The following is a 24,975-nucleotide window of genomic DNA, read 5'->3' on the forward strand; positions in this document are numbered from 1 at the left end:
AGAGTGCCTTGCGTGGTGTCGCCTGTCAAATATATGATTCGTTGCAGACTAATATGGAATGCATATGAATCACGAGTCCCGTCTGGAACTGCGCCAACTGCGCTACTTCGTCGCCGTTGCCGAAGAAAAACATTTCGGCCGCGCCGCCCAGCGGCTGCACATGACACAGCCGCCGCTGTCGCAAACCATACAGGCGCTGGAAGAAATGCTGGGTACGCCGCTGTTCGCCCGCACCAAGCGCAGCGTCAGCCTGACGCCGGCCGGCCTGGCGCTGCTGCCGGAAGCGCAACGCATCCTGCAGCAGGCCGCCGCTCTGCCCGATCTGGCGCGCCGCGCCGCCAGCGGCACCTCCGGCCTGCTGTCGCTGTCGTTCATCTCGACCGCCGATTACAGCATCCTGCCGCCGCTGCTGCAGCGTTTTCGGGCGCGCTATCCTCAGGTGCAGATCGATCTGCGCGAAGCCACCACCGACATCCAGCTGGAAGATCTGACGCAGGGCAAGATCGACGCCGGCCTGCTGCTGCCGCCGCTGCCCGACAAGGCCCTGGCGACGCTGGACTATCGCCCGGTGCTGTCGGAACCGCTGATCGCCGCGCTGCCGGCGGGCGCGGTGCGCGGCAATGCACCGGTAGCCTTGAAGTCGCTCAAGGAGTTGCCGCTGATCATTTTTCCGCGCCGCATCTCGCCCGCATTTCACGACACCATCCTGAGCTGCTTCCGCGATGCCGGCGTGACGCCGCATATCAGCCAGGAGGCGATCCAGATGCAAACCATCGTCGGCCTGGTGTCGGCTGGCATGGGAATGGCGCTTGTGCCACAATCCGTGTCGAATCTGAAACGCCCCGGCGTCGATTACCGGCGGCTGACCGGCAAGGTGCCATCAATTGAAACCGGTCTGGCCTGGCGCCGCGACAGCCAGTCCACGGTGTTGCGCGCCTTTCTCGAACTGATCGATACCCCGGTGGCGGACGACGGCGCAAGCTGAACTTGTTTCGAAGACGCGTGCTCCAAGCAAGGCCTCATTGATGCCCGCGCTGCCTGCGCAAGAACAATACAAAAAACGTTAAGAAAGCCCCACTCATGCTGATCCACCCCATGCCCAATCCGATCGCCTTTTCGGTCGGCCCGCTCGCCGTACATTGGTACGGCCTGATGTACCTGCTGGCGTTTGCCCAGTTCATCTTGATCGGACGCCTGCGCATCCGGCAGCCCCACATTGCCGCCGTCGGCTGGAAGAAGGAGGACCTGGACGACATGCTGTTCTACGGCGTGCTGGGCGTGGTGATCGGCGGCCGCCTGGGTGAAATCCTGTTCTACAACCCGGCCTACTATTTCGCCAATCCGGCCGACATGATCGCGGTGTGGAAAGGCGGCATGTCCTTCCACGGCGGCTTCCTCGGGGTACTGATCGCAATGGCTATCTGGGGCCGCAAGCGCGGCCGTCATCTGATGGACATCATGGACTTCATCGCGCCCATGGTGCCGCTGGGCTACGCTGCCGGCCGCCTCGGCAATTTCATCAACGCCGAATTGCCGGGCCGCCCGGCCGATCCTTCGCTGCCATGGGCGATGATCTGGCCCAATGTCGACAACATCCCGCGCCATCCTTCGCCCATCTATCAGATGCTGGTGGACGGCATTCTGCTGTTCATCATCCTGTGGTTCTTCGCACGCAATCCGCGCCCGCGCATGGCGGTGGCCGGCATGTTTTCGCTGCTGTACGGCTGCGCCCGTTTCTTTACCGAATACTTCCGCACACCGGATTACAACGTGAGCTTCGGCGGCATCACCATCTCGGCCGGGCAGATGCTGTCGGTGCCGATGATCGTTCTGGGGATCATCCTGCTGGTGGTGGCCTATCGCAACAAGCAGCAGGCGCAGCCGGCTTTGCAAACGGGTAGCGGCAAGTAGCAAAACAATCCGATACACATGCAAAACGGGCGCTACCGGATTCCGGTAGCGCCCGTTTTTACTTTGCCCGGCTTTTTCCTGCGATCCCGACGGCAGTCAGAACGCAGACAAGCTGAGCTACATCAAGCCTTCTTCAAGCCTTTTTCAAGGCGCTTGCTGCACGCGCCAGCTCGGTGATCTTGTCCCAGTCGCCCGCTTCGATGGCGGCCTTGGGCGTGAGCCAGGAACCGCCGACGCAGGCCACGTTCTTGCAGGCCAGGAACTGGGCCGCGGTCTCTTGGGAGATGCCGCCGGTCGGGCAGAACGTGACATCGCCCAGTGGACCGGCGATGCCGTTCAACATGCCGACGCCGCCGGCCGGCACGGCCGGGAACAACTTCAGCTGGCGGAAACCGGCTTCGCGCGCAACCATGACTTCCGACGGCGTCATCACGCCCGGCAGCAAGGGCAGGCCGCTGGATTTGGAAGCGGCGATCAGCGCTGCAGTCAGGCCCGGCGAGACGCCGAACACCGCGCCGGCATCGCGCGAGGCGCCGAATTCTTCCGGGCTGGTCAGGGTGCCGACGCCGACGATGGCGTCCGGCACTTCATCGGCAATAGCGCGGATTGCCGGCAGACCATGCTGCGTGCGCAGCGTGATTTCCAGCACGCGGATACCGCCCGCCACCAGCGCCCTGGCCAACGGCACGGCATGTTCAAGTTTGTCGATGGCGATCACCGGAATGACCGGCGAAGTGCGCATGATTTCCAGGATCGTTTTCATACTGTCTCTTTCTCTTTTTCAAAAACCGGCGGCAAGCCGAATGTGGCGCCGCCCTCTTCCGCACTGCTGACTGCGGCCCGGAACACGCTGAACAATTCGCGTCCCATGCCGTGCTGATTGCCGTTCAGATTGCTCACGTCCTGCTTGCGCGCAGCCCACTCCTCCTGCGGCACCAACGCTTCCAGAATACCGGCCTCGGCATCCAGACGAATCATGTCGCCGGTGCGCACCAGACCGAGCGGGCCGCCGGCCAGCACTTCCGGCGTGATGTGAATCGCCGACGGCACTTTACCCGACGCACCCGACATCCGTCCATCGGTGACCAGCGCCACCTGACGGCCCTTGTCCTGCAAGATGCCCAGCGCCGGCGTCAGCGCGTGCAGTTCCGGCATGCCGTTGGCGCGCGGCCCCTGGAAGGTGATCACGGCGATGAAATCCTTGTCCAGCTCGCCCGCCTTGAAGGCGGCCATGAAGGCTTCCTGCGAATGGAACACGATGGCCGGCGCCTGCACTGCGCGGTGTTCATGCGCCACGGCCGAAGTCTTCATGACCGAACGGCCGAGATTGCCCTGCAACAGCTTCAGGCCGCCATCGGCCGAGAACGGTTTGGCGACGGTGCCGACCACGGCTTCGTCGGCGCTTTTTGCCGGCGAGTCTTTCCAGACCACCTTGCCGACATTATCGCCGTCCAGCAGCGGCTCCTTGCAATGCGCACGCAGGCCCTGACCGAGAATGGTGGTGACGTCATCATGCATCAGACCGGCATCGATCAGTTCGCGCAATACGAAACCGGTGCCGCCTGCGGCATGGAAGTGATTGACGTCGGCGCCGCCGTTCGGATAGATGCGGGTAATCAGCGGCACCACCGACGACAGGGTGGCGAAATCGTCCCAGTCGATCACGATGCCGGCGGCCTTGGCGATGGCCACCACATGCAGCGTGTGGTTGGTCGAACCGCCGGTGGCGTGCAACGCGACGATGGCGTTGACGATGGCTTTTTCGTCGATCATGCGGCCGACCGGCGTGTATTGCGAGCCAAGGTCGGTGATCTTGATCGCCTGTTGCGTGGCGGCTGCCGTCAGCGCATCACGCAGCGGCGTATTCGGGGTGATAAAGGCTGCGCCCGGCAGGTGCAGGCCCATGGCTTCCATCAGCATCTGATTGCTGTTGGCGGTGCCGTAGAAGGTGCAGGTGCCGGCGCCGTGGTAGGACTTCGATTCGGCCTCCAGCAAATCATCGCGGGTCAGCTTGCCTTCGGCGTAGAGCTGGCGAATCCTGACCTTTTCCTTGTTGCTCATGCCGCTGGTCATCGGCCCGGCCGGCACGAACACCGCTGGCAGGTGACCGAAGTGCAGCGCACCGATCAGCAGGCCGGGCACGATCTTGTCGCATACGCCCAGATAAAGCGCGGCGTCGAACATGTTGTGTGAAAGCGCGACCGCCGTGCCCATGGCAATCGTATCGCGCGAGAACAGCGACAGCTCCATGCCGGTCTGACCTTGCGTCACCCCATCGCACATGGCAGGCACGCCGCCGGCAAATTGCGCCACGCCGCCGGCATCGCGTGCAGCCTGACGGATGATTTCCGGGAAACGTTCAAAGGGTTGATGCGCCGACAACATATCGTTGTAGGCCGAGACGATGGCAACCGACGGACTCTTGTCCTGCTTGAGCTTGAGTTTGTCGTTGGGAGGAAAAGCGGCGAAGCCGTGGGCCAGGTTGGTACATGCCAGCGCACCGCGCTGCACGCCCTGATGACGGGCAGCCTCGATCCGTTCCAGATAGGCTGTGCGATAAGGCCGACTACGTTCGGCGATGCGTCGGGTGACGCTGGCTAAGGTAGCGTGGAGGGGCATTATGGGTTCCTGTTAGCGTTAACAAATGTAATTTTACTACAAAATATTAATCCATGTTCCTCTTGTATGCGGCGAATTCATCTGCTGCAATGCATCAAAACATTGAAAATTTCAACCAAAACTCAACAGCAATTTGACCAAATTCTCAGCGTGACTCGACGTAAAATTGGCAGCCCCGGCATTTGCGCAGCGCTGAATAAATGCGCTGTAGTGAAATTACCAATGGCAATTCAAATCATGTATAGTTGCGGAGTGATTTTTCGTGCAGCCAAAAATTGAATAACATGCCAAACACCGCACTGACCGACGCCGCAGCCTTCAAACAACTGCAGGAACACCACCAGACAGCCCTCGGCTGGCACATGCGCGAACTGTTCTCGGCCCAGCCGGATCGCTTTGAGCGGATGTCGCTCTCGGCAGCAGGCCTGCTGCTCGATTACTCCAAGAACCGCATCGAATCCAGCACGCTTGAACTGCTGCTGTCGCTGGCGCGCGAGCGTCAGGTCGAGGCTTTGCGCGACGCCATGTTCACTGGCGAAAAGATCAACTTCACCGAGCATCGCGCAGTCTTGCACACCGCGCTGCGCACTCCGGCAGCGCAGGCCGACGCCGCGGCCCTGCAGGTTGATGGACAGCATATCGCAGAAGATGTTCAAGGTGTTCTGAGTCGCATCCAGAGCTTCACCACGCGCGTGCGCGACGGACAATGGCGCGGCCATACCGGCAAGGAAATCACCGACATCGTCAACATCGGCATCGGCGGCTCGCATCTGGGTCCGCAAATGGTGTGCACCGCTCTGCACAATTTCACGCATCCGCGTCTGCAGTCGCATTTCGTGTCGAACGTCGACGGTCACGATCTGGATGCGGTGCTGGCGGATGTTAATCCCGAGACAACACTGTTCATCGTTGCCTCCAAGACCTTCACCACGCAGGAAACCATGATGAACGCGCAAACCGCGCGGCGCTGGTTTCTGAAGCATGCCAAGGAAGCCGCTCTGGCGCTGCATTTTGTCGCGGTGTCGACCAATGCCCAGGCGGTCGGCGCGTTCGGCATCGATACCGCCAACATGTTTCCGTTCTGGGACTGGGTCGGCGGCCGCTATTCGGTGTGGTCGGCGATCGGCCTGTCGATTGCGCTGGCGATCGGCTTCGACAACTTCCGCGCCTTCCTCGACGGCGCCAACGCCATGGATCGCCACTTCCGCGAAGCGCCGCTGGAAAGCAACATGCCGGTGATTCAGGCGCTGATCGGCATCTGGAACCGCAACTTCTTCAACAGCGAATCGCTGTCGATTGCGCCTTACCATCACAACCTGCGCTTCTTCCCGGCTTACCTGCAACAGCTGGACATGGAAAGCAACGGCAAGCGCATCACGCGCGACGGCAGCGCAGTGGAAGTCGCCACCTGTCCCTTCATCTGGGGCGATGTCGGCACCAACGGCCAGCATGCCTTCTTCCAGCTGCTGCATCAGGGCACCGACATCACGCCTATCGATTTCATCGCCGTGCTCAAGCCCGCGCATGACATCCCGCAGCATCATCAGGTGCTGCTGGCCAACTGTTTTGCGCAATCGGAAGCCTTCATGCGCGGCAAGCAGGCCGACGAGGTGCGCGCCGATCTGCAGCAACAAGGTGCAAATGAAGCGGAACTGAATATGCTTTTGCCGCACAAAACCTTCAACGGCAACCGTCCCAGCAACACTATCCTGATGCAGGAACTGACGCCGGCGACGCTGGGTGCGCTGATCGCGCTGTACGAGCACAAGACCTTCGTGCAAGGCGCGATCTGGGGCATCAACAGTTTTGATCAATGGGGCGTGGAACTGGGCAAGGTGCTGGCCAAGACCATCCATTCCGAACTGACCGGCGAGGCAGTGCCGGCCCGACACGACGCCTCGACCAACGCGCTCATCGCACTGGCAAAGCAAGCGCTTGGCTAATCCATCGCTCCACTGATGCGCCGAGCAAACGGCGGCGAGAGCAAAGACAGCAACAGTTTCATCGGCAGCAACAAGGGCTGCGGCGGCATGGCAAGGCGCCCGGCCCCTGAACAATCAGAATAGTCAGAGACGACAGCAAGCTCAGCACATTCAGATAATCTTCCCGGCCGGCTGGCGCCAACGAGCGCAGCCGGCATGACTCAGGACTACAGGCAAACATACACATGGCTATTTCCGATTTCGATCTGGTTTTATTCGGCGGCACCGGCGATCTTTCGATGCGCAAATTGCTGCCCGCACTCTATGCACGCGATCGCGCCAAAGACTTGCCGGCCGAAGGCCGCATCATCTGTATCGGCCGCGACAACAAGAGCGATGAAGACTTCATCGCCATCGTCGAGAAAGATTCCAAACCCCATATTTCCGCCGCCAGCATGGATGCCGACGTGTGGCAGCGCTTCTGCAAGCGCCTGCGCTATGTTTCGGTCAATGCCAAGGAAGCCGGCAGCTTCCAGAATCTGGTCAAGGCGCTGCGCGACGATCCGCAACTGACGCGCGTGTTCTATCTGGCCACCCCGCCCAGCCTGTTCGCGTCGATCTGCGAAAACCTGGCCAATGCCGGACTCGCCACCGCCAATTCGCGCGTGGTGCTGGAAAAACCGCTGGGCCGCGATCTGGCCAGCGCGCGCGACATCAACAAGCAGGTCGGCCGCCATTTCAGCGAATCGCAGATCTTCCGCATCGACCACTACCTGGGCAAGGAGGCGGTACAAAATCTGCTGGCGCTGCGCTTCGGCAACGTGCTGTTCGAGCCGCTGTGGCGCCGTGAGTGGATTTCCGATGTGCAGATCACCATCGCCGAAGAACTCGGCGCGGGCGGCCGCGTCGATTACTACGACACCGCCGGCGCGCTGCGCGACATGCTGCAGAATCACCTGCTGCAATTGCTGTGCATCGTGGCGATGGAGCCGCCGGTCACCAATTCCGCCGATGCTGTGCGCGATGAAAAACTCAAGGTGCTGCGCTCGCTGAAACGCTTTACGCCGACCACGCTGGCAATGAACGTGGTGCGCGGCCAGTATCGCGCCGGCCACGTCAACGGCGTGGCAGTGCCCGGCTATCGCAAGGAAGAAGACGCCAATCCGGAATCGCACACCGAGACCTTCGTCGCCGTCAAAGCCGAAATCGATACCTGGCGCTGGGCCGGCGTGCCTTTCTATCTGCGCACCGGCAAGCGCATGGCCGACAGCCTGGCGGAAATCGTGGTGCGCTTCAAGAGCGTGCCGCATTCGATCTTCGCACAGCAGAACAACAGCACGCTGCCGAACTGCCTGGTGATCCGTCTGCAACCGGACGAAGGCCTGCACATGAATCTGATGGCCAAGACGCCGGGCGATGGCATGCGCCTGCGTCCGGTCGAACTGGAAATGGATTTCCGCGAGAAGTTCAAGACGCCGCGCATGGAAGCCTACGAGCGCCTGCTGCTGGACGTGCTGCGCGGTCATCTGACCTTGTTCATGCGCAGCGATGAGCTGGAAGCGGCATGGGAATGGGTCGAACCTATCCTGGAGCACTGGGAACAGCAGGAAACCGATCCGATTCCTTACAACGCCGGCACCTGGGGCCCGGCGGCAGCGAGCGCGCTGATCGGCCGCGACGGACTGCAGTGGCGCGAAGAAGCGCTGCCCGAAGTCTGATCGCAAGCGCCACCGAACTGACGCCATGATGCTGCTCGACTCCATTCGCACCCACATCAACTCTCTGTCGAAATCGGAGAAGAAAGTGGCCGCGACCATCCTCGCCAATCCGCAACTGGCGCTGGCGGAGAATCTGACCGCGCTGGCCAAGAACGCCGAGGTGTCGGAGCCGACCGTGATCCGCTTCTGCCGCGCCATCGGCTACGAGGGCTGGCACGACTTCAAGCTCAAGCTGGCGCAGAGTCTGGCGCTGGCCTTGCCGGGTGCAGACGAGTCGCTGGCGCAGGACGATCTGGCTGCGGACCTGGTCAACAAGATCTGCAGCCGCTCGATCAACACCTTGCTGGATCTGCGCAATCACCTGAACCCGGATGCCATCCAGCTGGCGCTCGATGTGCTGGCGCGCGCCAACAAGATCGAGTTCTACGGCCAGGGCACTTCCGGCATCGTCGCCAACGATGCGCAGCACAAGTTTTTCCGCTCGGGTGTGCCGACCGTGGCCTACTCCGATCCGCACATACACAGCATCGCCGCTTCGCTGCTCAAGGCCGGCGATTGTGTGGTGGCGATCTCGCAGCGCGGCGGCAACGCGGCGCTGCTGCGCAGTATTCAGCTGGCGCGCAAGGGCGGCGCCGACATCATCGTGCTGGGCCCCAGCGGCACGCCGCTGGCCGAGCTGGCGACGGTGCTGGTGCCGATCGACCTGAGCTTCAACATTGATCCTTACACGCCGATCTCGGCACGTCTCGCGCATCTGGTGGTGATCGATATTCTGGCGGTCGGCCTGGCGCTGCGGCGCGGTCCGGAATTCCGCAAGCAGATGCAGAATGCGCAAAAGTCTCTGCAGAAATTCGACATGCAGTTCGACTCTTTCTTCCGCTGAAGTCTCATGCACCGCGCTTCCATCAGGCTCAGACTTACGTAGAATGGAGGCGGTAGATTTCGCACTTTACCTACTCACCTACCAAAATCAAATCAGTCAGGACGGACCATGAACCAGCTTGAACAACTGAAGCAATTCACTACCATCGTTGCCGACACCGGCGATTTCCAGTCCATGAAGATGTTCGCGCCGCAGGATGCGACCACCAATCCGTCGCTGATCCTGAAGGCGGTGCAAAAGGATGAATACAAGCCCTTGCTGGCGGCGGCGGTCAAGGAACATGGCAGCTTGGACACCGGCGCCATCATCGACCGCCTGCTGGTGAAGTTCGGGCTGGAAATCCTGAAGCTGATTCCCGGCCGCGTTTCGACCGAGACCGACGCACGCCTGTCTTTCGATACTGCCGGCACCGTGGCCAAGGGTCGTGAACTGATCCGCCTGTATGAAGAAGCCGGCATCAAGCGCGAGCGCGTGCTGATCAAGATCGCCTCGACCTGGGAAGGCATCCGCGCCGCCGAGATTCTGGAAAAGGAAGACATACACTGCAACCTGACGCTGCTGTTCAGCCTGCCGCAAGCCATCGCCTGCGCTGAAGCCAGGGTGCAACTGATTTCGCCCTTCGTCGGCCGCATCTACGACTGGTACAAGAAATCCAGCGGCCAGGAATACACCGGCGCCGATGACCCTGGCGTGCAATCGGTCAAGAAGGTCTACAACTACTATCGCAAGTTCGGCTACGCCACCGAAGTGATGGGCGCCAGCTTCCGCAACACCTCGCAGATCGTGGAACTGGCCGGTTGCGACCTGCTGACCATCAGCCCCGATCTGCTGCAAAAACTGGCGGAGAGCGACGCGCCGGTGGCACGCAAGCTGAGCAAGGAAGAAAGCCAGAGCGCCGATCTGCAAAAAATCTCGCTCGATGAAAAGAGCTTCCGCCTGATGCTCAACGACGATGCGATGGCCACAGAAAAGCTGTCGGAAGGCATACGCCTGTTCTGCGCAGACTCGGTCAAGCTGGACAAGATCGTCGAAGGACTGCGCTAATCGGCAATCTGTTGCGCTGCTAGAAAAACGGGGATGCGAAAGTCATTTCGCATCCCCGTTTTACTTTGACTCCTGTTGGCGCGTGCCGTTAAAACACGCGCTGCAGACGTCCACTTTACACTTAAGGCCTGCTCAGCCCTTCAACTCATCCGGCACCTTACCGCCGTTCTCGGCCAGCTTGCGCATGACCTGCTGATGCAGCCAGATATTCATCGCCGCCGAATCGGCGCTGTTACCGCTGTAATGCAGCTCAGCGGCCAAGGCCTTGCGCGCCTCCAGGCTGCTGTCCAGCCCCAGCAATTTCAAGAGATCGACGATGGAGCTGCGCCAGTTCAGCGACTGGCTGTTCTTCTGCGACATGGCGACCAGAATGGCGGCGACATCCACCGGCTCGATGGCGGCCGGTGCAGCCGCCATCGCAGACGCATCAGAAGTTGTCGCCACCGCTGCCCCGGCGCCTGCGGCGCCTGATGCATCCGCTGCGGTCTTGTCTGCTGTCGACGAGGAAGGAAAAATCTTGCCGAAAATATTGCCCAGAATGCCCATGCGTTTCTCCTGAAGTGATCCAAGCAAAGACCGGCTGGTCAATGCAGCGGTCTGAGGCAGTGCCCCACTTCGAGTTCCGGCTGCTGGCGGCGATGACGTCGATATTGGAATATTCAAAAAAGATTTCAGATGAATATCAACGCAATCGGAAAAATCGCAAGAATGTGCGAGGAATCGGCAGCCGCAGGGCACAAAAAAAGAGACGGGATTCCGTCTCTTTTTTCATTGCATCCGGGCTTGTACAGCCTGGATATCAACTCGCCGCTTGCCTACATCTTTTCGGTCTCGCCCGACTTCGGCTGCCATTTCATCAGCCGCTTCTCGATCAAGCCCACCGCGACGTCCAGTACCAGCGCGAAGACTGTCAGCACCACGATGCCGGCAAATACAGTGTTGATGTCGAAGCTGCCTTCCGCTTGCAAAATCAGATAACCGACGCCGCGCGCCGAGCCCAGGTACTCGCCCACCACCGCGCCGACGAAGGCCAGACCGATGGAGGTATGCAGGCTGGAGAACACCCACGAAGTCGCCGACGGCAGATACACCGTGCGCAGCAACTGACGCGCATTGGCGCCCAGCATGCGCGCATTGGCCAGCACCACCGGGCTGACTTCCTTGACGCCCTGATAGACGTTGAAGAACACGATGAAGAACACCAGCGTGACCGCCAGCGCCACCTTGGACCAGATGCCGAGGCCGAACCACATCGCGAAGATCGGCGCCAGAATCACGCGCGGCATCGAGTTGGCAGCCTTGACGTAAGGATCGAGAATCGCCGAGGCGGTCGGCGACAGCGCCAGCCACAGGCCGATGCCGAGACCCAGCACGGTGCCGATGACGAAGGCCAGCACGGTTTCGGTCAGCGTCACCAGCAGGTGCGAATAAATTTCAGCCGGGAAGCTGAGTGTGAAAAATGTCGTATCGCCGAAGCCGATTTCCAGCGAGCCGCTGCCGACGGTGAACCATTGCCAGATGCGTTCGGCCACCTTGAGCGGCTCGCCGAAGAAGAAGGCGGTCTGCGGATTGCGGGTGGCGAAATGCCAGCCCAGCAGGACCACGACCAGCACCAGCAATTGCCAGAAGCGAATGTTCTTGTGATTGGGTTTCAGTAATTTCCACATGTCCGTTGCCTGCCTTACGCCGCGCGCTTTTGTTGTTGATATCCCTTGAGCACTTCATCGCGCAAGACGTCCCAGATCTGTTTGTGGAGCTCGACGAAACGCGGATGCATGCGGATTTCCGCCACATCGCGCGGACGCGGCAAATCGATGCGGAATTCTCCGATGGGATGTGTGCCGGGCCCCGCCGACAGCACGATCACGCGGTCCGACATGGCAATCGCCTCATCCAGATCGTGAGTGATGAACAGCACCGCTTTCTTCTTGGCGTTCCACAGCTCCAGCACTTCGTTTTCCATCAACTGCCGGGTCTGGATGTCGAGCGCCGAAAACGGCTCGTCCATCAGGATGATGTCCGGATCCAGAATCAGGGTCTGCGCGAGCGCCACGCGCTTGCGCATGCCGCCCGACAACTGGTGCGGATAGCGGTCGCCGAAACCTTGCAGACCGACACGCGTCAGCCATTGTTCGCCCAGTTGCTCCGCCTCTTTCGCTTCCGTGCCGCGATATTGCAGGCCGGCGATCACGTTCTGCAGTGCGCTGCGCCACGGCATCAGCGCCTCTGCCTGGAACATGTAGCCGGCGCGCTTGTTGATGCCGTTCAGCGGCTCGCCGAAGACCTTGACCTCGCCGGTGGATGGCTGCAGCAGACCGGCGCCGACGTTGAGCAGCGTGGACTTGCCGCAGCCGGTAGGACCGACTACCGAAACGAACTCGCCCGGCGCGATGGCCAGCGTGGTGTTGGCGACGGCGGTGTAACGCTGCGAGCGATCGTCGCGCGAGACGAAGGTGCAGGAGATGTCATCTAAGAGAAGAGCTGGCGTCATAAGAAAGGCAAAGAAAAATGCGACTCAGGATGAAACGAAAAATATGGTCGGTACGGAAATACCAAGAAGGCAAAGAGTGCGGAGAAAGAGAGTGGGCCGGCGCTATACCTCAGATCAAAGCAACGCCCTTTGGCACGCCCCGCCTACTCAATGAAAACCGAATCCTTCAGATGGACAAATGCCCGTTGCCGGGCATTTGTCTTCAGATCGCAAGCAGTATTTCAGGCTTACTTGTACTTGGCGTTGGCCTTCTTCACGAACTCATTGGTGAAAGTCTTGGACAGGTCAACGGTCTTGCCGGCCAGCGCAGGGTCAAACGCTTGCAGCGTCTTCAGTGCAGTGTCGGGGCCGCCCGGCGGGAAATAGCCGTCCGGCGAGATCGCCTGACGCACCTTGCTGAAGGCATCGATGTACAAGGCACGGTCGCCCAGCAGATAGCTTTCCGGCACGGTCTTGATGATGTCGGACGGGCCGGCCTTCTGGATCCACTTGAGTGCGCGCACCATGGCGTTGGTCAAGGCCTGGGTGGTGTTGGGATACTTTTGCACGAAGGCTTCAGGTGCATACAGCGTGGCTGCCGGCATCGGGCCGCCGAACACGGCATTGGTGTCCTTCAGCGTGCGGGTGTCGGCCACGGCCGTGATTTCCTTGCTCTGTTCCAGCATCGAGATCACCGGATCCAGATTGGCGATGGCGTCGATCTGGCCCGAGCGGATCGCCGAGATGGCGCCGGCGCCGGCGCCGACGCCGATGAAGGACACGTCAGTCGGCTTCAGACCGGCCTTGGCGAGCACGAAGCTGGCCATCACGCTGGTCGACGAACCCGGTGCGGTGACGCCGATTTTCTTGCCCTTCAGATCGGCGATGGTCTTGTAGTTCGGCATGGTCTTGTTGGACACGCCCAGCACGATCTGCGGCGCCCGGCCTTGCAGCACGAAGGCCACGATAGGCTGGTTCTTCACCTGCATGCTGATGGTGTGTTCGTAAGCGCCCGAGACCACGTCGGCGCTGCCGCCCACCATCGCCTGCAGCGCCTTGGCGCCGCCGGCGAAGTCGGAGATTTCGACTTGCAGGCCTTCATCCTTGAAGTAGCCGAGTTGTTCGGCGATGGTCAGCGGCAGGTAGTAGAACAGATTCTTGCCGCCGACGGCGATCGACACCTTGGTCTTCTCAGGCGCCTGCGCAAACACGTTATTGTTGAACGAAAAATAGCCGGCCAGGAAAAGGCCGAGCGCGATTGCCAGTTGTTTCCAGCTTAATTTCATTATGTCTCCTCCGTGAATGAAGCGAATCGCTGATGGGGTCGCGATATTAATTATTGGATAACTTATTTATTGGACAACGCGTACTGAGTACCTCTCAGACCACCTTGTCCTGGCGGTATTGCGCGATTCGGGCATCATCATACCCCAGCGACCGCAGGATTTCATCGGTATGTTCGCCCAGCCCGGGGCCGAGCCAGCGCGTCTGCCCCGGCGTTTCCGACATCTTGGGCGTGACGGCAGGCAACTTGATCGGCGTGCCGTCGGCGAAATGATGCTGCTCGAACATCTTGCGCGCCAGAAATTGCGGGTCGCTCATCATGTCCTTGACCGAGTAGATTTTACCGACCGGCACGTCGGCGCCCTGCAGGATCGCCAGCGCCGTATCGATGGTCTGGGTCTGACACCAGGCCTGAATCACGGCGTCGATTTCTGCGGTGCGCGGCACCCGGCCATCATTGCGCGCCAGGCCCGGATCACCGGCCATGTCTTCACGGCCGATGGCCAGCATCAGGCGCTTGAAGATGGCGTCGCCATTGCCTGCGATGACGATGTTCATGCCGTCGCCGGTGGTGTAAGTGTTGGAGGGAACGATGCCCGGCAAGGCGCCGCCGGTGCGTTCGCGCACCACGCCGGCCTGATCGAACTCCGGCACCATGGATTCCATCATGTTGAAGACGGCTTCGTAGAGCGCGACGTCCACCATCTGCCCTTGTCCGGCGATGCAGTCGGCACCGCTCTTGCCGTTCCAGCGGCCGCCGGTGACGTCGCGATGGCGCAGCGCCATCATGGCGCCGATCACGCCGTGCAGCGCCGCAATGGAGTCGCCGATGGAGATGCCGATACGCACCGGCGGACGATCGGGATGGCCGGAGACGTAGCGAATGCCGCCCATCGACTCGCCGATGGCGCCGAAGCCCGGCAAATCCTTCAGCGGCCCGGTCTGGCCGTAGCCGGACAGGCGCACCATGATGGTGGCGGGGTTCAGTTTCTTGAGAGCCTCGTAACCGAGATTCCATTTTTCCAGCACGCCCGGGCGATAGTTCTCGATGATGACATCGGCTTCCAGCGCCAGTTGCCGCGCCACCTCCTGCGCCCGCTCGTCCTTCATGTTGAGCGTGATGCTTTTCTTGTTGCGCGCCTGCACCGACCACCACAGCGAAGTGCCGTCCTTGAGCACGCGCCACTGGCGAATCGGATCGCCGACTTCGGGTGCTTCAACCTTGATGACGTCAGCACCGAACTCGGCCAGCATGCGCGAGCAGAATGGTCCGGCGATCAGCGTGCCAAGCTCCAGCACCTTGATGCCGGCCAGCGGGCCGGTGGATTTTTTGGGCGCGCTGTCGGAACTTGATTCGGCAGCGGATGGGGAATCGGCGGAAGGTGTCGTCATGCTTGTCGCATCTGCCATCCTGTCCGCGAAAAACGCAGACGGCCGGATGTCAGATGATCTCCTTGTTATGCAAACGAAAAGGCTCTACGGCCTTGTCCGTCATGAATTGGTTTGCTGATGGCTTGCTTGGGCGCCCGCCGGGACAGTTTCGCTCACGGCGCAGCGGCCCGGCAAGGGCCTTATTCTAGTGGAAGCCGCCGTCCCTGAGGAGCGTTCGGGCTTGCAAAAATTTCATCCGGCCTGGGCCGGGCCGGGCTTGGCGCTGCTCTCAGGTGACGCGGCGATCCAGCATGGCGCGCGCGATGGTGCCGGCATCCACGTATTCCAGCTCGCCGCCGACCGGCACGCCGCGCGCCAGACGGCTGACCTTGAGACCGCGCGCCTTGAGCGTTTCGCTGATGTAATGCGCGGTGGCTTCGCCTTCATTGGTGAAATTGGTCGCCAGCACCACTTCGCTGACCACGCCGTCGGTGGCGCGCGTGATGAGTTTCTCCAGATGAATGTCTTTGGGGCCGATACCGTCCAGCGGCGACAAACGTCCCATCAGCACGAAATACAGGCCCTTGAAGGTCAGCGTCTGCTCGATCATGATCTGATCGCTGGGCGACTCCACCACGCACAGCAAGGTGGTATCGCGCTCGGCGCTCTGGCAGGTATCGCAGATGACTTGTTCGGTGAAGGTATTGCACAGCGCGCAATGACGGATGCTGTCCATCGCGTGCGCCAGCGCCTTGCTCAATTCAATGGCGCCGTCGCGGTTGTGCTGCAGCAGGTGATAGGCCATGCGTTGCGCCGACTTCGGACCGATGCCGGGCAGTTGCCGCAGCGATTCGGTCAGAACGGTAAGACTGGAGGGTGTTTTCAATTGCGATCGGCAGTATGGCGAAAATCGGACAGCGCCTCGGCTGTCATGGAGGGAACGAATTCGATGATCTCGTATTCGGCGACACCGGCGATGTAAAACGGGTCGAACTGGATGATGTCTTCGATCTCGGCGCGGTCGGCGGCATCGGCAATGATGATGCCGCCGCTGCGCGGCACCTTGCGGCCCGACATCAGGAACACGCCATCGGCGTACTGCTCGTTCAGGAACTGGCGATGCGCCGTCAGCAAGGCGTCGATTTCGCCTGCCGGCTTGGTGTACGTGATCGAGATGATGAACATGTCGCCTCCTGAAAACTTCAGTACCGAATACCCTGTCCGATGCTAACCGCTAATCACCGCCCGCGCTTTCCCCCGCACGTCCTGCACTTTCTGTACTTCCCGAATCAAAGGCTGCCGCGGCCACGCAAACATGCCCGGGCGGCAGCTGAACGGAAACTCAGAACGGCATCTTGAAGCCGGGCGGCAAAGGCATGCCGGCGGTCATGCCGGACATCTTTTCCTGCGACAAGGCTTCGGCCTTGCGCACCGCGTCGTTGAACGCAGCGGCGACCAGATCTTCCAGCATGTCCTTGTCGTCCGCCAGCAGCGAAGGATCGATAGACACGCGCTTGACGTCGTTCTTACAGGTCATGACAACCTTCACCATGCCGGCGCCGGACTGACCTTCGACTTCGATCAGTGCCAGTTGGTCCTGCATCTTTTTCATGTTGTCCTGCATTGCCTGGGCTTGTTTCATCAGCCCTGCCAGTTGGCCCTTCATCATCATTGCACTCCTTGTTTGGTCAGACGGATTTTACTTGGTTTGCGACGCCGGCGAAGCGATGGCATCGCCGACGCGGCAGTGCTGCGAACGCAACGCTGCCGCCCTGTTCCTTGCATCTCATAAAGGCTGGATCGAACCCGGCACGATGCTGGCGCCGAATTCGCGCATCATGCTCTGCACGAAGGGATCACTCTGCACCTTTTGTTCGGCCACGCGCAGACGTGCGGCGCGGTCGGCTTCAGCCTTGACGTTGGCGGTGTCGAACACCGGCCCGATTTCGGTTTCAACCCGGATTTCCTTGCTGAACCGCTCACCCAATGCGGCGCACAGCTTATCGACACTGCCCGAGGATCGCAAGGTCTCCAGCGGAATGCGCAAATGGAAGCAGACATTACCGCCATTGAGCGCTTCGCAGCGGATCAGCTCACTCTGAAACGCCATCTGGTGCGCCACGCCGCGCAGATTGAGGTTGGCAGCCAGCTCCGCCCAGTTGCCGTTCCATCCGAGTTCGGCGACCACGCGCGCGGTTTCTTCCACCATCGCCGGGCTGACCGTCGTACGCACCACCGGCGCAGCCGATGGTGTGAAAGCCAGCATGCCGGGCGAAGCTGCGGCTTCGCCGGACTCTGCGCCATAGGCGGCGCCGTCCGGGCCGTTCAGTCCGGGAGCTTCAGTTTTTTTTTGAGCCACCTCGTCCGGAAACTCAGAGAAAGGCGGCGGCGCATCGTCCCATGGCGGCGCTGATTCCTGCATGGCAGGTGGCGCGGCGGCGATGACCGGAGCAGAAACGGGGGCAGAAACCGGCGCCGCTGCAGCTTGCGCAATCTGAGCGGCAGCGGCGCCAGCCGCGGCTGCCGCAGCGCCTCGGTTACTCTTGCCGCCGAGACCGGCCGCTTGCAAGGCGGCGGCGCGCGCTGAATTCATGGGACTGGCCGCGGCCGGCGGCGCCGGGAAAACAGAAGCAGCAGGAGCAGCTTGTGCAGTCCTGGCCGGCACGACGATAGGCGCCGGGGCCGGAGCAGCGACGGGTGTCGGTGCAGGTGCGGCAGGAGCGGCCGCCGCGGGTGCAGGTGCAACAGGTGGCGGCCGGCTCACCGGGGCGCTGGTCACCGCTACTTGCGGAGCAGCACTCAGTGGTCGTGCCGCCGGTCTTGGCGCCGCCGTTGTCTGCGGCCCCTGGCCGCCGGGGGCAGTCGTTGCGCTGACCGGACGGAAGGCCAGCATGCGCAGCAAGGTCATGCTGAAGCCGGCGTATTCGTCGGGCGCCAGGCCGAGCTCATTACGGCCGTGTACCACGATCTGATAAAACAGTTGCACGTGCTCGGGCGTGAACTGCCCGGCCAGACGCATGATGTCTTCGCGATTCGGCACATCTTCTGCCAGCGCAGCCGGCACACTTTGTCCCAGCGCGATCTGATGCAGCAAGGTGCCGAGATCCTGCAACGCCGAGTTGTAGGACAGGCTGCGCGTGGCCATTTCGTCCGCCACCGCCAGCAAGGCGGCGCCATCCTGTACGGCCAGCGCGTCGAGGATGCGGATCAGATAAGACTGGTCGAGCGCACCCAGCATGCCCTGCACTGCCTCCAGCGTCACTTTGCCGGCGGCGTAGGCGATCGCCTGATCGGTCAGCGACAAGGCGTCGCGCATCGAGCCGCTGGCGCCCTGGGCCAGCAGACGCAAGGCCGGCGGATCGAATTCGATCTGTTCCTGGCCGAGGATATTGTCCAGATGGCTGATGATGTGGCCCGGCGGCATCTGCTTCAGATTGAACTGCAGGCAGCGCGACAGCACGGTGACCGGAATTTTTTGCGGATCGGTGGTGGCGAGAATGAATTTGATATGCGCCGGCGGTTCTTCCAGCGTCTTCAGCATGGAGTTGAAGGCGTGGTTGGTCAGCATGTGCACTTCGTCGATCATGTAGACCTTGAAACGAGCATTGGATGGCGCGTACACAGCCTGCTCCAGCAATTGCGCCATTTCATCGACACCACGGTTGGAGGCCGCATCCATCTCGATGTAATCGACGAAGCGGCCGGCATCGATCGCCACACAAGCTTCGCACACGCCGCAAGGCGCTGCCGTGATGCCGCCGTTGCCGTCGGTGCCGACGCAGTTGAGCGACTTCGCCAGAATCCGCGACAAGGTGGTCTTGCCGACGCCGCGCGTGCCGGTGAACAGATAGGCGTGATGCAGCCGCTGTTGCTCCAGCGCATGTGTCAGCGCGCGTACGACGTGCTCCTGGCCGACCAGGGTATCGAAGCTGCGTGGACGATATTTGCGTGCGAGAACTTGATAAGACATAAATGGCGGGACCGGGGGTTTTGGCTCAGGTGGGCATTTTAGTCCATTTCGCCGGGCATATCGCCGTTGCGGCTGTCATTCATGCCGGCTTTCACGATGCGGGGAGCGAGAAAGTTGTCGCCTGAGAATCGGCGCCGTGAAATCAGGGCCGATGTGGCCTGAATGCAGCCGTGCTGCGGACAAGAAAAGCGTGGTCTGAATGCTTTCCTTGCAGGACAAATTTGACAAGCAGACGCAGAGCAAGCTGGTCGTCCGCTTGCCCAGCATGCTAACCGGCGCTCAGCTGGCTGCCCTGCGCCGGCTTTTTTTCTGCTCGTACATCAGACTGTCGGCGCTACTCATCAGATCGGCAATCGTCGCGTGCTGCAGCGGATCGAATTCGATCAGGCCGACGCTGTAGAGCAGATCGTAGCCGCGATGGCTGGCGGCATTGTGATCGGCGATGGTTTGCGCCAGATGTTCCAGCACCGCGCCAGCTTCCTGCTTTGAGGTATTCGTCAGAAACACCGCAAACTCATCGCCGCCGAGCCGGCCAATGACGTCGGACTCACGAAAATTGCGCGCCAGCATCATGGCGAAACTGGACAGGGCGTAATCCCCTTCGGCGTGGCCGAAGCGGTCGTTGATCTGCTTGAACAGATCCAGATCGAAATAGAGTAGCGAGGCCGGTCTGCCGATGCGCTTGCACAAGCCCAGAGCATGCTGGGACAGTGTTTCGAAACCGCGCCGATTCGACAGCTTGGTCAGATCGTCGATAGTGGCGAGCCGGATGGCGGTGAGCTCCTGCTCGACCATCATCCCCAGATCGCGCAGCAGCGCCTGATCGTCTTCATCGAATTCACGCGGCGCGGAGTCGATCAGGCACAAGGTACCAAGCTTGTAGCCCTTGGGCGTGCTGATCGGACAACCGGCATAGAAGCGGATATGCGGCGGGCCGGTGACCAGCGGATTGTCGCTGAAACGCTCATCGGCGGCGGCATCATTGACCACCAGCACATCGCTGCCAAGGATGGCATGTGCGCAGAAGGACACATCGCGCGGCGTCTCGCTGGCATCGAGACCGATGCAGGACTTGAACCACTGGCGATTGGCGTCGACCAGACTGACGACTGCAATCGGCACACCGAACAGGCGACGCGCCAGGCGGGTCAGACGATCAAAACGTTCTTCGGGGGCGGAGTCGAGAATCTGCAGCGAATGCAAGGCCTCGATGCGTTGCTCTTCCTGAGCGGGGAAATCGGCGATTTTCATGATTCGACAGTTCAGTAAGTTGGCGAAAAACCATGCAATGCTGAAACGACAAAATGCGAACACACAAAACTTAAGCGATCAACACTATCTCAAGTATCCGGATATCAGAGCCTGACCATGTGCAGAAAAAACCATGAAGCGGCCCTATCTCGCCCCCTGACTCCTATGTGGTTTTCTCTCCGGTGCCGATGAACTGTAATACCAATATTTTGGAGAAACAAGTCGTACGAAATATTCCTCACACTTGCCTCATGGCAATGCCGGCCTGCGTCTTCCCATGAGCATGCTTGCGGAACATGCACAAATGAAAATGCCGCCCGGCGATTAACCGAACGGCATGAGAGCGAACACGATTTAAGCCTGCGCCGAATGGCGATCATGTCGGCGCACGTTAGCGTGCGGCGAAAGCAAGTTAGCCAGCTTGAATTTCCCGGCTTAGTTTGCGGCCTTGTTTTTCTTTGTGGATTCTGCGGCACCGCCGGCATCCGCTTTGGCGGTCTTCGCAGCCGGCCTGGCGGCAGTACCGGACTTGGTCTGGCCATTGACGGTCAGGCCGGCATCCGACAGCTTGGCGGCGCTCTTGTCCTTGATGCCCTTTACGCGCGCCTGCAGGTCGGCCCAATCCTTGAACTCGCCTTTTTTACGCTCGTCCAGAATGCGTTTGGACGTGGCAGGGCCGATGCCGCGAATACCATCGAGAGCGGCCTGATCGGCCTTGTTGACATCGACCTGGGCAAATGCCAGGCCGATTCCGAGTACAAAAGTGGTGATTGCGAACAAAAATTTCTTCAACATGGCGAGTCCTTTCCAAGGGCCGAAAACAAGATTCATCGAATTTGAAGCACGGTTCCATGCACGCCGGCTTGCCGGCATGCAATGAAATCCGTTACTGCTTAACGATGTCTCTGACTCGCAGTTGACGAAAAATCAACCAAATACGCTTAGAACTATGTGCGTTTATTGAGGCACAAACTTATCCGCAAAGCCTGGGTCAGGCACTCAGTTCTTCTTGTGTGACAGTGGCCGTACCAAGCTTGCCAACCACGATGCCGCCGGCCTTGTTGGCCATGCTGACCGCATCCACCAGCGAAGCACCGCTGCCGAGCATGACCGCGAGCGTGGCGATCACCGTGTCGCCGGCGCCGGACACATCGAACACTTCACGCGCCATGGTCGGGAAATGTTGCACGTCGTTGTCGCGATACAGCGTCATGCCCTCTTCCGAACGCGTCAGCAGCAAGGCTTCCATATCCAGCGACTGGCGCAGATTCTGCGCCTTGGTGGTCAGTTCTTCTTCGCTCTTCCAGTTGCCGACGATGCGGATCAGTTCGGAGCGATTCGGCGTCAATATCGATGCGCCGCGATACGGCGAAAAATCATCGCCCTTGGGATCGACCAGAATTTTCTTGCCCAGCTTGGCCGCCACCGAAATCATGTCGCGCACGTTAACCAGGCTGCCCTTGGCGTAATCCGACAAGACGATCACGTCGTAGTCGCCGACCAGCGCGTTGAACTGCGTGAGCTTGTCGCGCAGCACGGTGTCGGTCGGCGCCTCTTCGAAATCGATACGCACCAGTTGCTGCTGGCGCCCGATCACGCGCAGTTTGACGATGGTCGAAATCGAAGGATCGCGGTTCAGATGGCTGCGCACGCCGATATCAGTGAGCAGATCTTCCACCACCGAGCCGGCTTCGTCGGCGCCGGTCACACCCAACAGCGCGGTCTGCGCACCCAGACTCGCAGCATTGCGGGCGACGTTGGCGGCGCCGCCGAGACGCTCTTCACGGCGCTCGACACGCACCACCGGCACCGGGGCTTCCGGCGAAATGCGATTGACTTCACCGAACCAGTAACGATCCAGCATGACGTCGCCGACGATCAGGATCTTGGCCCTATTCCAGGCGATGGGGGCTGAGTTGCTCATACGTTTATCCACGCGTCAAAATTGAACGGCCGATGCCGTGATACTCGATCCCGCTCGCCGCCATGACTTGCGGCTCAAACAGATTGCGACCATCGAAAATAACCGGGTTCTTCAGCGCCGCTTTTAAGCGGTCGAAGTCGGGGCTGCGGAAGGCCTTCCATTCCGTCACGATGGCCAGCGCATCGGCTTGCTCCAGGGCCTGCATCGGGCTTTCCGCGAAGCTGACGCGATCCAGCAGGACTGGTGCATCCGCGAAATCCAGCTTCAGCACGCGTGCCGCTTCGGTCATCGCAACCGGATCGTACACGGCAACGCTGGCGCCGCGGCGGACCAACTCACCGATCAGCACGCGCGAGGAAGCCTCACGCATGTCATCGGTGTTCGGCTTGAACGCCAGACCCCAGACCGCGAAATGCTTGCCGCTCAGATCTTCGCCGAAACGCGCGACCACCTTCTTGCCCAGCACATGCTTCTGCTGATTGTTGACCTCTTCCACCGCGCGCAGGATCAGCAACTCCTGATCGTAGCCGCGTGCGGTGCGTTCCAGCGCCTGCACGTCCTTGGGGAAGCAAGAGCCGCCATAGCCGCAACCCGCATACAGGAAGCTGTGACCGATGCGCGGATCGGAACCGATGCCGTGACGTACCGCTTCAATATCGGCGCCGACCTTGTCGGCCAGATTCGCCAGTTCATTCATGAAGGAAATCCGCGTGGCCAGCATGGCGTTGGCGGCGTATTTGGTGAACTCGGCGGAACGCACATCCATCCAGAAAGTCCGTTCGTGATTGCGGTTGAACGGCGCGTAGAGTTTCTTCATCTGTGCATAGGCCTGCAGGCCTTCCGGGGTCCGATCGTGACCGATCACGATGCGATCCGGACGCATGAAATCTTCGACCGCAGCGCCTTCTTTCAGGAACTCGGGATTCGACACCACCGAGAAAGCGGCATCTTTCAGGCCACGCTTGCTCAGCTCTTCGGCAATGGCGGCGCTGACCTTGTCGGCGGTGCCGACCGGCACGGTCGACTTGTCGACCACCACCTTGAAGCCGGTCATGTAGCGGCCGATATTGCGCGCAGCCGCCAAGACATATTGCAGGTCGGCAGAACCGTCTTCATCAGGCGGCGTACCGACCGCGATGAACTGTACTTCGCCATGCGCGACACTGGCCGCGACATCGGTCGAGAAATGCAGACGTCCTGCAGCGCGATTGCGCGCGACTACGTCTTCCAGCCCCGGCTCGTGAATCGGAATGCCGCCGCTGTTCAGGATATCAACCTTGGACTGATCCACGTCCAGGCAGAACACGTCGTTGCCCAATTCCGCCAGACAGGCGCCGGTGACCAGGCCGACATAGCCGGTGCCGATAATAGTAATCTTCATAAGAATTGCTCGAGAGCGAACGCAGCTGCGTTCTGGTTAGTTGATGACATTCAGTTCTTCGGTACGGCGCGGCGGGTAGGTTTCCCAACGGCTGCAACCGGGGCACTGCCAGTAAAACTGGCGCGCCTTGAAACCACAATGGCTGCACTGATAGCGCGCCAGTTTTTGCGTATAGCTATGCACCAGCGTCTTGACCACCGCCAGCTCGGGACGCACCTGCAGCGGCACCGTCATCATGCGCGCCTCAAGGAATTTATCGAGGCCCAGCAGCGTCGGCGTGCGGCGCAATTCGTCGGTAACCAACTGATCTGCGGCGGCGATACCGTCCAGTTGCAAGACGGCCTTGAAGACGACTTCCAGCAGATCGATGGACGGCGCCTCAGCCAGATAAGCGCGCAGCAGGTTGATGCCTTCCTGCTGGCGGTGTACCGCCTGATAACCATCCATCAGGCGCTGCGCCACCAGGGCGGTATGCGGCACGCTCTGATGCTCGACGCGACGCCAGGACTCCAGTGCGGCCTCGATATCGCCTTTGGCGCGCAGCGCATCGCCCAGCAATATGGTGGCGCGCACGCTCTTGCGATCTGTCGCCAGCGCCTTTTCAAGCAGCTCGATAGCCGCATCGGGATGCGTACGCACCAGTTCGTCCGCGGCCAGTTCGCAATAGAACTGTGCGATCTCGCGTTGACGGCCGCCGGCGCCTGACGCCTGCAGAATTTCAGCGGCGCTGATGGCCCGCATCCATTCCTTTTCGCGCTGATAGATTTCCAGCAGGGCACGACCAGCCTGCGCGCTGTATTGGGTGTCGATCAGATGATTGAAGGTTTCTTCTGCGCGATCCAGCAGACCGGCTTTCAGATAATCCTGTCCCAGTTCATATTGCGCCTGGGCCTTTTGTTCAGCCGCCAGATCCGGACGCGCCAGCAGATTCTGGTGCACGCGGATGGCACGCTCGGTTTCGCCGCGGCGGCGGAACAGATTGCCCAGCGCGAAATGCAGCTCTACGGTTTCAGGGTCAAGTTTGACGATTTCGATGAAGGCGTCGATGGCCTTGTCGGGCTGCTCGTTGAGCAGGAAATTCAGTCCCTTGAAATAACCACGCGGCAAGGTACGCGATTCGGACAGCAATTGATTGATATCGACACGCGCGGCAATCCAGCCCAAGCCGAAAAAAACCGGAATGCCCAGTAACCACCAGAATTCAAATTCCATAAAACGAGGCTCGGT

At 60.6% G+C, this 24,975-nt stretch carries 22 protein-coding genes; 6 read left to right on the forward strand and 16 right to left on the reverse strand.

Translation table 11 applies throughout. From position 1 onward, the window contains the following. Window positions 1-64: 64 nt before the first annotated feature. Complete coding sequence (locus tag PQR62_RS18335) at window positions 65-985, forward strand: LysR family transcriptional regulator (RefSeq protein WP_408159452.1); 921 nt, start codon at window positions 65-67, stop codon at window positions 983-985. A gap of 95 nt (window positions 986-1,080) precedes the next feature. Next, window positions 1,081-1,911 carry a prolipoprotein diacylglyceryl transferase gene (gene lgt / locus PQR62_RS18340; protein ID WP_408159453.1) on the forward strand — a complete coding sequence of 277 codons (831 nt, stop codon included), beginning with the start codon at window positions 1,081-1,083 and terminating at the stop codon, window positions 1,909-1,911. A 133-nt stretch (window positions 1,912-2,044) separates the two neighbouring features. Here the strand turns inward: lgt and PQR62_RS18345 are convergent, their stop codons facing one another. After that, window positions 2,045-2,674 carry a bifunctional 4-hydroxy-2-oxoglutarate aldolase/2-dehydro-3-deoxy-phosphogluconate aldolase gene (locus PQR62_RS18345; RefSeq protein ID WP_408159454.1) on the reverse strand — a complete coding sequence of 210 codons (630 nt, stop codon included), beginning with the start codon at window positions 2,672-2,674 and terminating at the stop codon, window positions 2,045-2,047. Beyond that, a complete protein-coding gene (gene edd, locus PQR62_RS18350; protein ID WP_408159455.1) occupies window positions 2,671-4,530 on the reverse strand; it encodes a phosphogluconate dehydratase in 1,860 nt (619 codons plus the stop codon). The genes PQR62_RS18345 and edd overlap by 4 nt, the downstream gene beginning before the upstream one ends. 284 nt (window positions 4,531-4,814) lie before the next feature. On the opposite strand from edd, the gene pgi reads away from it, so the two are divergent. The 4 genes from pgi to tal all read left to right on the forward strand — a co-directional run bounded on the left by pgi (window position 4,815) and on the right by tal (window position 10,097). Then, the gene (gene pgi / locus PQR62_RS18355; protein WP_408159456.1) at window positions 4,815-6,473 is read left to right on the forward strand and encodes a glucose-6-phosphate isomerase; all 1,659 of its coding nucleotides are present in this window, start codon (window positions 4,815-4,817) and stop codon (window positions 6,471-6,473) included. A gap of 224 nt (window positions 6,474-6,697) precedes the next feature. Then, window positions 6,698-8,170, forward strand: a complete 1,473-nt coding sequence (gene zwf / locus PQR62_RS18360; protein ID WP_408159457.1) for a glucose-6-phosphate dehydrogenase — start codon at window positions 6,698-6,700, stop codon at window positions 8,168-8,170. 28 nt (window positions 8,171-8,198) lie between these two features. After that, window positions 8,199-9,053, forward strand: coding sequence for an SIS domain-containing protein (locus PQR62_RS18365; protein ID WP_408159697.1), 855 nt, complete (start codon window positions 8,199-8,201; stop codon window positions 9,051-9,053). Window positions 9,054-9,161: 108 nt separating this feature from the next. After that, window positions 9,162-10,097 carry a transaldolase gene (tal, locus tag PQR62_RS18370; protein ID WP_408159458.1) on the forward strand — a complete coding sequence of 312 codons (936 nt, stop codon included), beginning with the start codon at window positions 9,162-9,164 and terminating at the stop codon, window positions 10,095-10,097. Between the two features lie 132 nt (window positions 10,098-10,229). Here the strand turns inward: tal and PQR62_RS18375 are convergent, their stop codons facing one another. From PQR62_RS18375 to lapB, 14 genes are all read right to left on the reverse strand, one after another. Continuing rightward, on the reverse strand, window positions 10,230-10,643 hold the full coding sequence (locus PQR62_RS18375) for a DUF3597 domain-containing protein (protein ID WP_408159459.1): 414 nt from the start codon (window positions 10,641-10,643) through the stop codon (window positions 10,230-10,232). Between the two features lie 269 nt (window positions 10,644-10,912). Further along, window positions 10,913-11,764 carry an ABC transporter permease gene (locus PQR62_RS18380; RefSeq protein ID WP_408159460.1) on the reverse strand — a complete coding sequence of 284 codons (852 nt, stop codon included), beginning with the start codon at window positions 11,762-11,764 and terminating at the stop codon, window positions 10,913-10,915. 14 nt (window positions 11,765-11,778) lie between these two features. After that, window positions 11,779-12,588: an ABC transporter ATP-binding protein gene (locus PQR62_RS18385; protein ID WP_408159461.1), complete on the reverse strand. Its 810-nt coding sequence runs from the start codon at window positions 12,586-12,588 to the stop codon at window positions 11,779-11,781. A 227-nt stretch (window positions 12,589-12,815) separates the two neighbouring features. Further along, window positions 12,816-13,853, reverse strand: coding sequence for an ABC transporter substrate-binding protein (locus tag PQR62_RS18390; RefSeq protein WP_408159462.1), 1,038 nt, complete (start codon window positions 13,851-13,853; stop codon window positions 12,816-12,818). 94 nt (window positions 13,854-13,947) lie between these two features. Continuing rightward, window positions 13,948-15,243 carry a CaiB/BaiF CoA transferase family protein gene (locus PQR62_RS18395; protein ID WP_408159463.1) on the reverse strand — a complete coding sequence of 432 codons (1,296 nt, stop codon included), beginning with the start codon at window positions 15,241-15,243 and terminating at the stop codon, window positions 13,948-13,950. Between the two features lie 268 nt (window positions 15,244-15,511). Next, on the reverse strand, window positions 15,512-16,108 hold the full coding sequence (gene recR, locus PQR62_RS18400; protein WP_408159464.1) for a recombination mediator RecR: 597 nt from the start codon (window positions 16,106-16,108) through the stop codon (window positions 15,512-15,514). Then, window positions 16,105-16,407, reverse strand: coding sequence for a YciI family protein (locus PQR62_RS18405; protein ID WP_408159465.1), 303 nt, complete (start codon window positions 16,405-16,407; stop codon window positions 16,105-16,107). Before PQR62_RS18405 ends, recR begins: the two co-directional genes overlap by 4 nt. 157 nt (window positions 16,408-16,564) lie before the next feature. Then, on the reverse strand, window positions 16,565-16,891 hold the full coding sequence (locus PQR62_RS18410) for a YbaB/EbfC family nucleoid-associated protein (RefSeq protein WP_408159698.1): 327 nt from the start codon (window positions 16,889-16,891) through the stop codon (window positions 16,565-16,567). Between the two features lie 117 nt (window positions 16,892-17,008). Then, window positions 17,009-19,192 (reverse strand): DNA polymerase III subunit gamma/tau, encoded by a 2,184-nt coding sequence (locus PQR62_RS18415; RefSeq protein ID WP_408159466.1) that lies wholly within the window; start codon window positions 19,190-19,192, stop codon window positions 17,009-17,011. Window positions 19,193-19,471: 279 nt separating this feature from the next. Continuing rightward, on the reverse strand, window positions 19,472-20,443 hold the full coding sequence (locus tag PQR62_RS18420) for a GGDEF domain-containing protein (protein ID WP_408159467.1): 972 nt from the start codon (window positions 20,441-20,443) through the stop codon (window positions 19,472-19,474). A 435-nt stretch (window positions 20,444-20,878) separates the two neighbouring features. Further along, the gene (locus PQR62_RS18425) at window positions 20,879-21,238 is read right to left on the reverse strand and encodes a ComEA family DNA-binding protein (protein ID WP_408159468.1); all 360 of its coding nucleotides are present in this window, start codon (window positions 21,236-21,238) and stop codon (window positions 20,879-20,881) included. 196 nt (window positions 21,239-21,434) lie between these two features. Beyond that, window positions 21,435-22,367 (reverse strand): D-glycero-beta-D-manno-heptose-7-phosphate kinase, encoded by a 933-nt coding sequence (rfaE1, locus tag PQR62_RS18430; RefSeq protein ID WP_408159469.1) that lies wholly within the window; start codon window positions 22,365-22,367, stop codon window positions 21,435-21,437. 4 nt (window positions 22,368-22,371) lie between these two features. Continuing rightward, window positions 22,372-23,748, reverse strand: coding sequence for a UDP-glucose dehydrogenase family protein (locus tag PQR62_RS18435; protein ID WP_408159470.1), 1,377 nt, complete (start codon window positions 23,746-23,748; stop codon window positions 22,372-22,374). Between the two features lie 36 nt (window positions 23,749-23,784). Next, window positions 23,785-24,960 (reverse strand): lipopolysaccharide assembly protein LapB, encoded by a 1,176-nt coding sequence (gene lapB, locus PQR62_RS18440; RefSeq protein WP_408159471.1) that lies wholly within the window; start codon window positions 24,958-24,960, stop codon window positions 23,785-23,787. Window positions 24,961-24,975 lie beyond the last annotated feature (15 nt).

Source organism: Herbaspirillum lusitanum, assembly GCF_046025995.1.
Taxonomy (GTDB): Bacteria; Pseudomonadota; Gammaproteobacteria; order Burkholderiales; family Burkholderiaceae_D; genus Herbaspirillum; species Herbaspirillum lusitanum_A.